This is a genomic window from Vibrio sp. OPT20 (genome assembly GCF_963889365.1).
In the GTDB taxonomy this organism is placed as follows: Bacteria; Pseudomonadota; Gammaproteobacteria; order Enterobacterales; family Vibrionaceae; genus Vibrio; species Vibrio splendidus.
This window is the reverse complement of record NZ_CAWPOA010000031.1, coordinates 1,117,067-1,132,411: the sequence shown is the minus strand read 5'-3', so window position 1 is coordinate 1,132,411 and position 15,345 is coordinate 1,117,067. Positions and strand designations below refer to the sequence as shown.

The 15,345-nt window shown below is 44.7% G+C and carries 11 protein-coding genes and 1 pseudogene; 7 read left to right on the top strand and 5 right to left on the bottom strand.

What is annotated here, in order from left to right:
• Positions 1–27: 27 nt before the first annotated feature.
• From AACR09_RS06160 to AACR09_RS06135, 6 genes are all read left to right on the top strand, one after another.
• Positions 28–3,720, top strand: coding sequence for a response regulator (locus AACR09_RS06160; RefSeq protein ID WP_193836182.1), 3,693 nt, complete (start codon positions 28–30; stop codon positions 3,718–3,720).
• 286 nt (positions 3,721–4,006) lie between these two features.
• Positions 4,007–4,978: a tripartite tricarboxylate transporter substrate binding protein gene (locus tag AACR09_RS06155; RefSeq protein ID WP_009846588.1), complete on the top strand. Its 972-nt coding sequence runs from the start codon at positions 4,007–4,009 to the stop codon at positions 4,976–4,978.
• Positions 4,979–5,223: 245 nt separating this feature from the next.
• Entirely contained in the window at positions 5,224–5,724 is a 501-nt protein-coding gene (locus AACR09_RS06150) for a tripartite tricarboxylate transporter TctB family protein (RefSeq protein ID WP_004733594.1), read from the top strand.
• Between the two features lie 10 nt (positions 5,725–5,734).
• A complete protein-coding gene (locus AACR09_RS06145; RefSeq protein WP_004733593.1) occupies positions 5,735–7,255 on the top strand; it encodes a tripartite tricarboxylate transporter permease in 1,521 nt (506 codons plus the stop codon).
• Positions 7,256–7,446: 191 nt separating this feature from the next.
• Positions 7,447–8,205 (top strand): sulfite exporter TauE/SafE family protein, encoded by a 759-nt coding sequence (locus AACR09_RS06140; protein ID WP_193836181.1) that lies wholly within the window; start codon positions 7,447–7,449, stop codon positions 8,203–8,205.
• A gap of 257 nt (positions 8,206–8,462) precedes the next feature.
• Positions 8,463–8,654 carry a hypothetical protein gene (locus AACR09_RS06135; protein WP_009846584.1) on the top strand — a complete coding sequence of 64 codons (192 nt, stop codon included), beginning with the start codon at positions 8,463–8,465 and terminating at the stop codon, positions 8,652–8,654.
• A 136-nt stretch (positions 8,655–8,790) separates the two neighbouring features.
• On the opposite strand, the gene AACR09_RS06130 is transcribed toward AACR09_RS06135, so the two are convergent.
• Positions 8,791–9,204: a VF530 family protein gene (locus tag AACR09_RS06130; RefSeq protein ID WP_004733589.1), complete on the bottom strand. Its 414-nt coding sequence runs from the start codon at positions 9,202–9,204 to the stop codon at positions 8,791–8,793.
• A 425-nt stretch (positions 9,205–9,629) separates the two neighbouring features.
• On the opposite strand from AACR09_RS06130, the gene AACR09_RS06125 reads away from it, so the two are divergent.
• Complete coding sequence (locus AACR09_RS06125) at positions 9,630–10,790, top strand: HD-GYP domain-containing protein (RefSeq protein WP_076647953.1); 1,161 nt, start codon at positions 9,630–9,632, stop codon at positions 10,788–10,790.
• 134 nt (positions 10,791–10,924) lie between these two features.
• On the opposite strand, the gene gnd is transcribed toward AACR09_RS06125, so the two are convergent.
• From gnd to AACR09_RS06105, 4 genes and pseudogenes are all read right to left on the bottom strand, one after another.
• On the bottom strand, positions 10,925–12,373 hold the full coding sequence (gene gnd / locus AACR09_RS06120; RefSeq protein WP_004733587.1) for a decarboxylating NADP(+)-dependent phosphogluconate dehydrogenase: 1,449 nt from the start codon (positions 12,371–12,373) through the stop codon (positions 10,925–10,927).
• Between the two features lie 28 nt (positions 12,374–12,401).
• Positions 12,402–13,136, bottom strand: coding sequence for a 6-phosphogluconolactonase (gene pgl, locus AACR09_RS06115; protein ID WP_076647956.1), 735 nt, complete (start codon positions 13,134–13,136; stop codon positions 12,402–12,404).
• Positions 13,133–14,635: a glucose-6-phosphate dehydrogenase gene (gene zwf / locus AACR09_RS06110; RefSeq protein ID WP_004733585.1), complete on the bottom strand. Its 1,503-nt coding sequence runs from the start codon at positions 14,633–14,635 to the stop codon at positions 13,133–13,135. The genes pgl and zwf overlap by 4 nt, the downstream gene beginning before the upstream one ends.
• 437 nt (positions 14,636–15,072) lie before the next feature.
• Positions 15,073–15,345: pseudogene (locus AACR09_RS06105) on the bottom strand (two-component system response regulator); the annotation flags it as partial.

Here is a 15,345-nt window from a genome sequence, read left to right as displayed (position 1 = left end):
CTGGTACTTTATCAATACAGGTATTTTATGAATACTGTTTCAAGATTTGCTAACGATTCGAAAATAATCTTAGTCTCTTTTCTCGTAGCGGCTATCGTTGTGTTTTCCGTCGCAGTGGCCGCTTGGATCAATCTCAATAACCGCTTCATCGGCGTTGAAGAATACGCTTCCAGTACTCGTGTGCTGACCTCCCTCGATAAATTGCGTGTTTATGAACTGTCTTTCAGTAACGACTACAACGAACAAGTCATTGATAGCTTTAATAAAGAAGCAGAAACAACTGTTCCGTTAGCCAATGATTATGCCGACCAATATGCAGCGTCACTGCCAATCAATCTGCTCACGGAGTATTTGATTCAATTCAAGCAATACGGCGACATTATTAAATTGAACCAATCCACCCGAGCACTCATGAATGAACGTTCCAATGCAGCGACCGAGCTATTGCGAGAGATGAGGGATCGGCACAATCAAGCCATTAATCAAAGCAGTCAAAACATTCGAGGGTTGCGATTAACCAGTGAAGAACTCACCAACATTGCCTTAAAAACCAGTCAACTCACCACTCTCGCGGTTAATATACAAAACCTCGAAAAAGAGTATTTACTCGACGGTAACCTAAAGACCTACTCACTGGTCAAGATTGAGATGCAAAAGGCTTCACAGTTGATTACCGAATTACACGATCAGATTTTAGATGACAAAGGACAACAGCTTTTAGAGATTGTCGAAAAGGCAAAAAATCGCTATTACACCAACTTAGTTCAGCTTCAAGGCATACCGGTTTCTTCTAAAAAGTTAAGAGCCTCGCTCATCAATCAAGTCACTTTGAGCGGCTCTGAATTTTCGCGTTCGGTTGGATTACTCTATCAAACCAAGCAGAGCCAAGTCGCGGAACTGAATCACCTCGTTTCTCAATCTCAAGCAGAACTCTCTTCCCAATTGCTCATAGGGCAAGACCTATTGGCAATTCGCACGCTACTAAGTCGTTCAAATCGATTCAACCGAGATTTTCTGCTCGCAAATTCAAAGGAACAGAAGCTCATCGCAGACAAAGTATCGCGCGTTATTAACGAGATGCAATCCAAGTCTTATAATGCGCAACGACTTATTACTTTGTATGCGCCAAACGTAAAAACCACCGCCTTTGACGAGCATATCAGCGTCTATGAATCGCAATTCACTCAGTTAGTCAATTCACAAATGCGAGGCCACCAATTACTCAAAGCGATGGATGAGAACTTCTTAAAGTTTCGAGGTTTCGTATCCCAACGTCACCTTTCAGAAAGCGTCAATGTTAAAGACTCGTCCAGTGTAACTTACCATTTGGCCGTGGGTGGCGTGATTTTCTTCGTCATTATTTTGTTGATGGGTTTGCTGGCCAACAAAGCGCATTCAGCTTTAGAAACCTTCGCGCACAGCCTAGCTGCTGCACGTGATGAAGCCGATGCAGCGAATCATGCAAAATCCGATTTCTTAGCTAATATGAGCCATGAAATTCGTACGCCAATGAACGCCATCATTGGTATGAGTTACTTAGCATTGAAAACAGATTTAACCAAGGCACAGCGCAACTATATCCACAAAGTGAAGCTCTCTTCTGACACCCTACTCGGGCTAATCAATGACATTCTCGACTTCTCTAAAATTGAAGCGGGAAAACTCGACATTGAGAAAGTGGACTTCCAACTCGAGAATGTACTCGACAATATTACTAACTTAGTTGGCTTAAGAGCTTCAGAACGCGACCTAGAACTACTCATTCAAGTAGACAGAGACGTGCCTACTAACCTGATTGGGGACCCGTTAAGAATTGGGCAAATATTGATTAACCTAAGTAACAATGCTGTCAAATTCACAGAGAAAGGTGAGGTGAAGATCTCCATCTCAGTTGCAGAAAGACAAGGCGATGACATCAAGTTGAGCTTTGCCGTCTCAGACAGCGGTATCGGTATGACGCAAAAGCAAGCCGCCAAGTTATTCAACAAGTTCACTCAGGCGGATAGCTCAACAACCCGAAAATACGGCGGCACAGGCTTAGGCCTCGCCATCAGTAAAGAACTGAGCCAACTGATGGGAGGCGATATTCAAGTCTCAACAGAACTTGGCAAAGGCTCGACCTTTTCATTTACGATTGCCACTCGCGTCAGTCATTCTATCCAGCAGCAACGAGTGGTGGTTCCAGCATCAATTAACGATTTGAAAGTGTTAGTCGTCGATGACAACTCCAGCGCACGCTTGATCGTAGGTGACATTCTAGAGTCATTGAAGCTAACACCAACACTGAGTTCATCCGTTGATGAAGCTCTTATTGAGTTACATACCGCTGACGCTCAGAACAAGCCATTCGATTTAGTTATTTCCGACTGGAAGATGCCTAAGCGAGACGGCGTAGACTTACTAGCAGAGCTCATAAATGGGCAGCAGCTAAACACAATGCCTAAGATCATGATGCTGACTGCATACGACCGAGAAGAGCTTGCTGAAGCCATTGAACAAAGAGGCTTTGAAGTACCGAGTATTCTAGACAAACCAATTACCTCGTCTCACCTCTATGACTCTATTGTCTCACTCTATGGGCTAGATTCCGATCGTGTCTCACGTAGTGAACTTGAGCAACAAAATCAGTTAGCCAACGTCCAGCAATTAGCCGGAGCCAAATTACTCTTAGTTGAAGATAATGAAATCAACCAAGAACTCGCGACTGAGTTATTAGAAGGACAACAAATTCAGGTTTCGGTAGCCGAAAATGGCAAGCTAGCGATCGAGCTTTACCAACAAGCCATTACAGACGAACAACCGTTCGATGGTATTTTGATGGATTGCCAAATGCCGGTAATGGATGGTTATGAAGCAACAGAGTACATTCGTCAGCAGATCAACGATCAACACATACCTATCATCGCAATGACAGCCAATGTCATGGAGCGAGACAAAGAAAAGGCGCTCGGTTGTGGCATGAGTGACATTATTGCTAAGCCGATCGATGTCGGTTCAATGTTTGCCACTCTCGCGAATTGGGTATCACCTTCCCGTCCTGTTACGTTTGTTGACTCAATATCACATCAGGAAGAATCTGTAGGCTCTACTGACGAGTCAGAAGACAACAGTGCCTTTGATACAGCACTCTCCAAAGTTGAAGGTCTAGACATTACGCTTGGCTTAATCAGGGCCAACAATAATCACCAGCTGTACATCAAGCTATTGCATCGATTTGTCGAGGCCTATTCTGACGAAAACACCTTAACTGCCGAACTATCAAGTAGTACTCAACAACGTTACTTACACACCCTCAAAGGTGTGGCTGGCAATTTGGGTGCTAAACAACTGCACACGTTGTGTGAAAACCTGGAAGCACAGCCAGACAATACCGATTTGAAAGACAGAGTGATCAGCACATCGCTTGAACTAAGCCAATCACTTACGGAAGCCTTCTCTCAAATTGAAGGATCAAAAGATTCTGCAGTAAACAGTTCTACCAAGTCAGAAGAGAGCTCTGAACAGCAGCAACAATCGACTACTGATCAGCAACTCTACCGCCAATTATTGGAGGCAACGGCCAATGATGACACCGATGCGCTCACCATAATTCTTAACATTGAAGATGGCGCTAAGATTGGATTATCTTCTTCAGAATTCAAACGACTGGAAGTTTCGTTGGAAGAGTTTGATTTTGACAAGGCAACTGAGATCTTGAAAGGATCGACCTTATCTGATTAAACGTCTGACAAATAAAGGAATTCCTTACAAACATTCCAGATTTTATAGAGAGCCTGACATGGCTCTCTTTTTTTCGCCTTCGCACAACACGTCCTCGTGAACTTTATGAACAATATTAATCCAATGTTCTTTATTCTCAATATCGCCGCATTACAGACATTTCGTTAACACACCGTTAACTTTAACGTCATCTACTAAGCAATACCCTATTCGTGTATTTAGTAGCTGGATATAAAACATAAGTTTCTCTCCATTGAAGAGATCCCCTACATAAGGAACGTGAACCATGTTCAAGGCACTGAAACCTACTCTTGCGGCTTCTATTATCGCAGCAACCTTTTCTTTCAACACTTTTGCTGCTGACGTAGAAAAAATCCACTTCCTAATCCCTGGCGGCGCTGGTGGCGGTTGGGATATGACAGCTCGTGGTACGGGTGATGTATTGGTGAAATCAGACATCGTAGAAAATGTCTCTTTCCAAAACCTTTCTGGTGGTGGTGGCGGTAAAGCGATTGCTCACCTAATCGAAACGGCTCAACGCCAAGAAGACACGCTAATGGTGAACTCAACGCCTATCGTTGTTCGTTCACTAACGGGGATCTTCCCACAATCTTTCCGTGACCTAACTCCTGTAGCAGCAACCATTGCCGATTACGGTGCAATCGTCGCGTCTGCGGATTCTAAGTACAACACTTGGGAAGACGTCGTTAAAGAGTTCGAAAGCAACCCACGTAAAGTGAAAATTGCTGGTGGCTCAGCTCGTGGCAGCATGGACCACCTTGTGGTTGCGGCAGCGTTCAAAGGCGAAGGTTTTGATGCTAAAAAAGTGCGTTACATTGCCTACGATGCTGGCGGTAAAGCGATGGCAGCACTGCTTTCTGGCGAAACACAGCTGCTTTCTACTGGCCTTGGTGAAGTGCTAGAGATGTCTAAATCTGGCCAAGTAAAAGTGCTTGCTGTGACGGCGCCAAAGCGTCTTGACGCTGCACCTAACATCCCAACACTGACTGAATACGGCAATGAGACTGTATTTGCCAACTGGCGTGGTTTCTTTGCAGCACCTGGCACAAGCCAAGCGAAGATCGACGAATGGAATGTAGCGCTTGGCAAAATGTACAAAACCGATGAGTGGCAAGTGGTTCGTGACCGTAACGGTTGGATCGACAACTACAAAGCTGACAAAGATTTTTACGCCTTCCTAGAAGATCAAGAAAAACAGATGGGCGACCTAATGCGTGAGCTTGGTTTCTTGAAATAACCAACAACCATAGAGGGCCTATGTGCCCTCTTACTCTTTCCTTGTTTCGCCGTGCATGAGTTAACTTCAAACTCCTTTGTTTATTCGTAGACGTATTACTAACGCTTGCCGATTCGTTGTAAACGCAAGTGGCTGATAAACCAGTACCGTAATTCGCTTACCTTTGGTTAGTGATCCCAGACATTTCATTAACTCGCTCATGTACGGCTTTTTTACTTTTTATACCACCCCAAATGGAGTTGGATATGTCGGACTTACCAACCAAATTTCTGAGTAAGGAATCTTTGCTTTCGAAGGATCGCATCGGAGCCATGCTCTTTATGCTTGCGTGTTTATGCTATGGCTACCAAACCACGCTGATTCCTTTGTTCCCCGGTGACGAGTACGAACCCTTCACAGCAAGAACCTTACCTATCCTGCTAACGTTTATCGGCATTGGCCTTTCGTTGATCCTGCTTATAACCGGACAGCCAGATAAAAAAGTCACATGCGACACTACGCCGTTGAACTGGAAACTGCTTATTGGCTTCTTGGTGTTAATGGCTTTGTACGGTGTTGGGCTGACTTATCTTGGCTTTGTTTTAGCAACCAGCTTCTTCTTACTTGCAGGCTTTTACCTACTGGGTGAGCGCCGCAAAGCTGTCTTATTTGGCGCGTCGTTTCCTTTCGTTATCGCGTTCTTTCTTTTATTAACTCAAGGCTTAGATATCTACCTAGAGCCTGGTTTAATCTTCACTCTTTGGTAGGGATAACATTATGTTAGACGGAATTTTACAAGGACTTTCGACCGCCGTGATGCCAATGAACATCATGATGGTAATTGTTGGCTGTTTTGTTGGTACCTTTATTGGGATGCTACCGGGACTCGGTCCAATTTCAGCAATCGCGTTGATGATCCCGATTACATACGGCCTAGACCCTTCTTCTGGCCTAATCTTGATGGCTGGTGTGTACTACGGCGCTGTATTTGGTGGCTCGACGTCATCAATATTAATCAACGCTCCAGGTTGTTCTTCAACGGTAGTAACCGCATTCGATGGCTACCCGATGGCACAAAAAGGCCAAGCGGGTAAAGCCCTTGCCCTTGCAGCCTACTCTTCTTTTACCGGCGGCACGCTTTCGGCAATCATGCTTTTGATTGCGGCTCCGGCTTTAGCCAGCGTGTCATTGAGCTTCCAGTCTTCAGACTACTTCGCATTGATGTTGTTAGGTTTATCGGCAGTAGCGGCGTTTGCGGGCCCAGGTCAGGTAATCAAGGCATGGATGATGACCATTCTTGGTTTGATGCTGTCTACTGTTGGCATCGACAAAGGCGTTGGTGTTGAGCGTTTCACGTTTGGTCTAACAGACCTGATGGATGGCTTTAGTTTCCTACTTCTTGCTATGGCAACCTTCGCTTTAGGTGAGACTTTAATGGGTATTTTGAAACCGGAGAAAGACACTAGCGGCGAAGAAAGCCAAAAGATGGCTGATATTGGTAGCATGAAAATTACCAAAGAAGAGTTCAAAGAAGTGGCGCCAGTTTCGATTCGCTCTTCTATTCTCGGTTTCTTTACCGGTGTTCTACCGGGCGCAGGAGCCACTATTGCGGCATTCCTAAGTTACGGTATGGAACGTAGCCTTGCGCCAAAAGACAAACAGAAAGAGTTTGGTAAAGGCAGTATTCGTGGTCTTGTTGCTCCTGAATCTGCAAACAACGCAGCTTCGAGTGGTTCATTCGTTCCGCTACTGACGCTTGGGATTCCCGGCTCTGGTACTACCGCAATCATGCTTGGCGCCCTAATCGCATACGGTATTCAGCCGGGCCCTCGCTTGTTCGTTGAACACCCAGATGTATTTTGGTCAGTAATTATCTCGATGTACTTTGGTAACATCGTACTGGTTATCTTGAATCTGCCTTTGATCCCTTACATCTCTAAACTGCTCGCGGTACCAAGAACGGTACTACTGCCAATGATTATCTTCTTCTCAATCACAGGCGTGTACTTGGTGTCTTTCAATACGATGGATGTTTTTGTAATGCTCATTGTTGCGATGGTTGCGATTGCGCTGAGGTTAGCTAACTTCCCACTTGCCCCATTACTCCTAGGTTTTATCCTTGGTGGATTAATGGAAGAGAACCTACGACGTGCATTGATGATCAGCGATGGCGAGCTGAGCTTCCTATGGGAACGACCAATCACGATGACGTTCACTATTCTGGCTGTGCTGGTACTATCTAGCCCAATCTTAGTAAAACTATTTAGAAGCTTTAAATCGAAGCCAGTAGAAGTGTAAAACTCTACCAATTCAACGAAACCTCAACGAAAGGAGCCATTGGCTCCTTTTTTCAATTAGGTGCTCAATTTGAACCAACGGTTAAAGATGGTAGCAAACTCACAAACCTACCTTTACAACACACATGACACTGATATTCGTAACGAAATCAAGTAAGGTAAACGGTCATTTAACGCATTGGATTCAAAACTATGGATTGGTTGATTCTATTCTTATCGGGAGTGATTGGCGGTGTGCTCAACTCAATTGCGGGTGGCGGTAGCTTCATCACCTTCCCCGCTCTTTTGTTCGCTGGAGTTCCACCGATTGCAGCCAACGCAACCAATACCTTTGCTTCATGCGCTGGCTACATTAGCGGGGCCTACGCTCTACGCCACGAAATTAAATCTGGTACTAAGCAGCTAAAACTGACCATTGGTTTGTGTATCATTGGCGGCGGCATTGGTGCATTTTTATTGCTGCACACGCCAGAAGCCCTGTTCACTCAATCCGTTCCTTGGCTACTGCTATTTGCTGCTTTGCTTTTCACGTTTGGTGGCACACTCAATAAATGGCTTAAGCAAGCAACAGCAAAACATAAGCACGCCACCAGCGCAGGGGTATTCTTTTCCGCTTTATTGCTTTTGGTCGTGTGTGTTTATGGTGGTTATTTTAATGCAGGCTTAGGCATTGTGACATTGAGCTACTTGGCACTGGCAGGGTATACCAATATCAACGTGATGAATGGCATCAAATTGTTGGTATCGGCATGCGCATCACTCGCGGCAATCGTGTTCTTTGTTGTGAATGGTTCGATTGATTGGCCGTCAGGCATGGCCGTTTTGTTTGGGACATTAGTCGGTGGTTACTATTCAGCAAAAGTTTCTCGCCGCATTCCTCAACAATATGTTCGTACCACAGTGATCATCGCTAGCTTTTTGATCACCGCTTACTTCTTCTATGCTATGTAGGTACTATACAAACTAAGTTTTATGCTAACTAAACATTCAGTGCAACAAGACTTGCAGCTGGAAAGACCGACCGAAAATACTTTCCCTTTCGATACCTATCTCGCTATTTTATTGCTTATAAAATAGCCAAGGCAAAATGTGTGAGGCGAGTCCTTCAATTAGCAAATTTGATAACAATTTAGACTGTTTTTTAGCCTTTATTTTGCCAAAGGTGGGATAATTCTCCTGTCGAAAGTGAGACTTCATTAGGAGGCGTTATGAACATTAAACTCGGTCATGTCATGTCATCAAGTCGACTCATTTGCTTTGTCGCTTTTCTTGCTGCCACATTCGCGTGGATCTTAAAAATGCCCGCTCTGTTTTCTGTGTCAGCGCTATTCTTACTGATCAGCGCCATTGTCTATGGCGTTGACCTTTGGAAGAATCAAAGAAAGAACCGCGAAGCTTAAGACGAACGACTAAAGCGACACGCATTAAAAAAGGAGCACTTGGGCTCCTTTTGTATTTTATGCTTATCGCTTTAGCTGATTAGGCTATTTCGACGGCTTTCTATTAGCGATAGCCTTACTTAGCGACGCATTTCTATTAACGACGAAAGTTGCGACCGTTACCGCCGCGGCGCTCTTTAAATGCAGACGCTGCTTTAGCTTGTGATGCTAGAATCGATTCAACCGTCAATTCCATTGGCTCACGGGGTTCTAACCCATGGCGGAACGTACGTGAACGCGGAGGCATCTGGTATTCAATATCAGATGCTTTAGGCATACGCTTGAAACGGTAAAGGTAGAAGTTTTCAACCTTCTCACGAGCCCATTCAGTCTTCTTCAGATATTTAACAGCACTTGCCACCGTTGGCTTAGTGTTAAAGCAGTTCATGCGCATTGCTGCATCCAAAATTTCCCAACCGTAATGATCCACTAATTCAGTGATCATAGTATCTAGCTTTAAGCCGTGCAGTGGGTTGTTTTGTTGCAGTTCGATTCTTTCTTCTTCAGTCATATCTTTACCTTTTTCAAGGCAACTAAAGGCCTTGAATATACTCTAGAACACCGTCATCACTGACCATATCTAGCTCAATCATTTGGGCATTACATCCATTGCCCTTATCTATGCCTTTATGATGGCATAAAGCATGCTCGTTATCCTATTTATCTTTCAATTTAATTTTAAAATGGTCACTTACTATCCTAATGTTGCGTGCAATACCGCCATGCACTCCCGACGAGTGCTTCTCTTAGATTTCGACCAAATTCGTTCAAGTTAACAAAAACCATGATAGAAGCATGAAATATCCCTAATTTAAGTAATGAATTATAAATTTATTAGAACGCAGTGTTGCTAATTAACAGCGCGATGCTATGTTAGAAGTGGTATAGAAACCTACAAATAACGATACTAAACAATGATATAATTATAAATAAAGGTTGGCTTTGACCATGTTTGACTACTCAAAAATCAGCAGAGTAGCCGCCCAAGATAAAGACATTATCGCCATCGTTGATGATCTCTTTCGGCTAGCTCGCGAACATTACCCCATTCTGTCTAGGCTCTCGGTTGTGCTATGCAACGAAAATAGAGCGTCGAATTACTTTGTTTCGGACACTCTGTGCCAAGAAGCCGAACATCGCCATGTCGAGCAAGAACTTACGCCAGAATCGGCTTTGTCGCGCATGGCTGAGTCTTTAGATACCCGGATCATCAACGACCTCACCACCATTAGCTCAACCAAACAAATATCTCACCTACTCGATCTCGGTCATCAAAGCAGTTATACAACACCGATTCATCATCAAGAAAGTAATCTTGGGTTTGTGTTTATCAATGCTTCATCGACAGGATTTTTTGCTAACCAAACTATTCAGTGTGATATCGCCTATCTCACTCAAGTCATCTCTAGCCTTTTCGTTCAGTGGTTTGAGCGCCAACGTCACTTTCAATCTTCTTTAGCGATCGCTTTAAATATGGGTCATGCTCGAGATCCAGAAACCAAAGAACACCTAATTCGCATGGGTAAATACAGTGAGCAAATTGCTCGCACGCTGTCGCACACCAAAAGAGAAATTACACATCAATTCATTCATCGAATTCGGTTGTATGCGCCCTTCCACGACATAGGTAAATATCGAATTCCAGATAAGGTGTTGTTCAGTAGCGCGCGTTTCAATGAAGAAGAAAGAAACATCATGAACAATCACACCTTGTATGGCGAAGAGATGATTGATGACGTGGTTGCCCTTTCCCACCACAGCTCGATGTGCAGTGAAGAGATTCAATTCATTAAGAATATTGTGCGCCACCATCATGAACGGTTTGATGGCTCTGGGTTGCCTGATGCTTTGAGTAACACAGCGATACCACTAGAGGCTCGAATAGTGACATTAGCCGATGTATTCGATGCACTGATGAGCAAAAGAGCTTATAAGCACGCGTGGTCACTCGATGAAGTGATGGAATACATAGAAGCGCAGAACGGTTCAATGTTCGACCCAGAGTGTGTTGTGGCTCTTAAACAGAACCTAGACGGCTTTATGGCAATTCGGGAGCAATACAATGACGATGCTCAGCCGCACTTAATGACAGCTTAAACTATGGCTTCTTTGTTATTCAGGCCTAAGTAAGAGAACGGGAACCAACAAAAAAGGATGCCAATTGGCATCCTTTTGTTTTCTAGCTTGCAGCTGAAAGAACAAATTTGTTCTCTACTGATTCTAACTAACGATTATACGTCGTAAGTTGTAGAAGCAGTGTCGCCGCCTGTACCAGTCCAGTTTGTGTGGAAGAATTCACCACGTGGACGGTCAGTACGCTCATAAGTGTGAGCACCGAAGTAGTCACGTTGAGCTTGCAGAAGGTTCGCTGGAAGACGAGCTGTAGTGTAGCCGTCTAGGAACGTTAGTGCAGAAGTCATACATGGCATTGGGATACCAGATTCCATAGACTTAGCTGCAACTTTACGCCAAGCGCCCATGCAGTTGTCTAGGATGCCTTTGAAGTATGCATCTGAACCTAGGAAAGCGATCTCTGGGTTCGCTTCGTAAGCATCACGAATGTTGCCTAGGAATGCAGAACGGATGATACAACCACCACGCCACATAAGAGCAACGTTACCGTAGTTTAGATCCCAGCCGTTTTCGTTCGACGCTTCACGCATTAGCATGAAACCTTGAGCGTAAGAGATGATCTTAGAAGCAAGTAGAGCCTGACGAATTGCATCAACCCACTCTTGCTTGTCGCCTTCAACTGGAGCAACAGTCTTGCCGAACAGTTTTTCAGCTTCAACACGTTGGTCTTTAAGTGCAGATAGGCAACGAGAGAATACAGACTCAGTGATTAGAGTCAGTGGGATACCCATGTCTAGTGCGTTGATACCTGTCCATTTGCCTGTACCTTTTTGGCCAGCAGTGTCTAGGATCTTCTCAACTAGCGCTTCACCGTCTTCATCTTTGTAGCCAAGGATGTCAGCAGTGATTTCTACTAGGTAGCTATCTAGCTCAGTTTTGTTCCAGTCAGCAAATACAGCCTGCATTTCGTCGTGGTTCATACCTAGGCCATCTTTCATGAACTGGTATGCTTCAGTGATAAGCTGCATGTCACCGTATTCGATGCCATTGTGAACCATCTTAACGAAGTGACCAGCACCGTCGTTACCAACCCAATCACAACAAGGCTCACCCGCGTCAGTTTTCGCAGAAATACCTTGGAAGATAGGCTTAACCGCTTCCCAAGCTTCAGGAGAACCACCTGGCATGATAGAAGGTCCGAAACGAGCGCCTTCTTCACCACCAGAAACACCCGTACCGATGAAGTGGATGCCTTTCTCGCGAAGAGCAGCAACACGACGGTTAGTGTCTGGGAAGTTAGTGTTACCACCATCAATGATGATGTCGCCTTTGTCTAGAAGTGGTACAAGCTTGTCGATGAACGTGTCTACAACGTCACCAGCACGAACCATAAGCATCACTTTACGTGGCGCTTCTAGCTTCTCAACTAGCTCTTCTAGAGAGTAAGCACCAACAATGTTAGTACCTTTAGCTGGGCCTTCTAGGAACTCGTCTACTTTAGCAGCAGTACGGTTGTGAGCCACAACTTTGAAGCCGTGGTCGTTCATGTTTAGGATAAGGTTCTGACCCATTACTGCTAGGCCAATTACACCGATATCACCTTTCATTATTTTATCTCCTTGCGGCTATTCGCACTTATGCGATAGCACTTGCTGCATTTGAATCTAGGAACCACTCTGTTTCGCCAGTTTTAGACTGGATTTTTGCTGCCGGGTAAGGCAGTTCTGAAGCAGGAGTTGTATGAATTTCTTTAACGATCTCAACTTTACCTGCACCCAGTACTAGGTAGCTGATTCGTTTTGCTGCTTCTAAAACTTTCGCCGTTTTAGAAACACGGATTTGACCCGACTCTGGGTGAGAAGCTAATACAGATAGGTTCTCATCTTGGTAGTCAGTTGCACCTGGGAATAGTGAAGCTGTGTGGCCGTCTGCGCCAACACCTAGCAGAATCCAATCAAAAACTGGCGTGCCGTTTTCTGTTGGAATCACATCTGCCATTTCTTTCGCGAAACGTTCTGCTTCTGCTTTAGGCTCATCTTCACCACGGATGCGGTGGATGTTCTCTGCAGGCAGGTTTACGTTTGTAAACTCTTTTAGTTTCGAAAATAAGAGTGTATTCGCTTCACCGAAGTTGCTTTCCGCATCGTCTGGTGCCACGCAACGTTCGTCGCCCCACCAGAAATGAAGGTTATTCCATTGAATACCTTCTGCGTATGGTGCTTGAGCTAAAAGCTTGAAAAGCATTTTTGGCGTGCTGCCACCCGACAATGAAATGTGAACAGGTTTGCCCTGCTCGCTGTATGCTTTCATTTCATTTGCTAGGTTTTCAACGACCAATTCAGGCGTTGCAAAGATCTTGTGATTGATCATAGTTCGCAGTAATCCGTGTCTGTTAAGTTTTTGCATGGGAAACGCCATGCGCGGCCATCACGCTGCAGAAGCTCATCGGCTTCTTGCGGGCCCCAAGTACCACAAGCATAGCCAAACAGTGCTTGAGGGTCTTGTTTGAGATCTAAGATCGGTTGAACGTACTTCCAACATGCTTCTACTGCATCGGTACGTGCAAATAGAGTCGCATCACCGTTCAGCGCATCAAGAAGAAGACGCTCATAAGCCGTCAGCATTTGAGTTTCAGGCAAGTCAGAGTAAGAGAAGTTCATTTTCACTTCTTTTGCTTTGAAGCCTGCACCCGGCTCTTTCAAACCAAAGCTCATCTGAATACCTTCATCCGGTTGGATACGGATAATCAGCTTATTCTCTGGTGCATCTTGACCAAATACTGGGTGTGGCGTGTTCTTAAAGTGAATCACGATTTCAGTCACACGTGTTGGTAAGCGTTTACCCGTACGTACGTAGAAAGGAACCCCATTCCAACGCCAGTTGTTGATGTGTGCTTTAAGACCAATGTACGTTTCAGTACGAGAGTCGTCTGCGACACCATGCTCTTCGCGGTAACCAGGCAAGTGCTGACCACGAACGTCTGATGCTGTGTATTGACCTAGAACCAAATCTTTACGCAGGTCGTCTTCTTCCAGTGGTTTCAGACACTGAAGTACTTTAACCACTTCGTCACGAATTGAATCCGCATTGATTTGAGCTGGTGGCTCCATACCAACCATTGCTAATACTTGTAGCAAGTGGTTTTGGAACATGTCACGAACTGCGCCAGAACCGTCGTAGTATCCGCCACGCTCTTCAACGCCAAGGAACTCAGCACCTGTGATTTCAACGTATTCAATAAAGTTACGGTTCCACAGTGGTTCAAACATCGCATTTGAGAAGCGAAGCACTAGAAGGTTTTGTACCGTCTCTTTACCAAGGTAATGGTCGATACGGTAGATCTGGTGTTCTTGGAAGTGATGATGGATCTCTTCATCTAACGCTTGAGCTGATGCTAAGTCGTAACCAAATGGTTTCTCGATGATCAGACGACGCCAGCCGTTCTTTTCATCGTTCAGGCCATGCGCAGCAAGGTTTGCTGGGATCACACCGTATAGGCTTGGCGGGGTTGCCAAGTAGAATAATGTGTTATGGTTTTCGAATTGGTAGTCTTGTTCAAGCTTGTCTAGACGTTGTGCTAAACGAGCGTAGTCGTCTACATCTGAAGTGTTGATCGCTTGGTAATGCAGATGTTCAATAAATGCATTCAGCGTCTCTGGCTCAGTTTTTTCCATTTCCTGAAGAGACTTCTTCAGCTTCTCACGGTAAGACTCATCGCTGTACTCAGTACGGCTCACTCCAAGAATCGCAAAGGATTTTGGTAGTTGATTGCTAGCATACAGGTGGTACAAAGCAGGAATTAACTTGCGGTAAGTTAGATCTCCCGATGCACCAAAAATAACGATGCTGCTGTTTTCAGGTATTACCATCATCTTTCCTATAAAAACAAGGTTTTTAGTATTCGCCAAAGGTATCAGTGACATACGAAAATAGATAATAGGTCTTGGCTATTACATCAATAGCGAGTGCCTATTACACTTGAGAATGCGTTTGGTAAACGAGGGTGAAAGCTATCACCTCTATTCGGGACAGTATTGTCTATGAGTATTTGATTTACATCAACCACTGTGAAAGCAATCGATTAAATATTGACTCATTTCGAACAAATTCTAATCGATAGCTCAGTTCGCCGAGCCCGAGAGTGAAGCAAATCGGTATTCTCAAACATTGTAGTCAAGAAAGAACGGCATCTGGTCGGTGGAGTGAATAATAGGAAATGGAGAGAAAGGCAAAACCAGCCTATTCAACTGGCTTTATATTTATTTGACAGCATCGCGTTTGTCTTTGTGACTTGTTGTCGCTAAATCTATCTTCTAGCTTTGTTGTAGCAGCGTTCTGGGCGGCCTACCGACCCGTAATTTAAGTCGGCCACTAACTCACCAGTCGTGATTAGAAATTCCAAATAGCGTCGAGCGGTGGTTCGGCTTGCTCCAATACGTTCACCTGCTTCATCTGCTGTAATATCAGCAATGTCGGCTTGTTGAAAAATGGCTCTAATTTTATCAAGCGTTACGCCATCAATCCCTTTGGGTAAGGTTGACACTTTTCCTGAGTCCGCTTTCGCGTTGGCTTGCAGCAT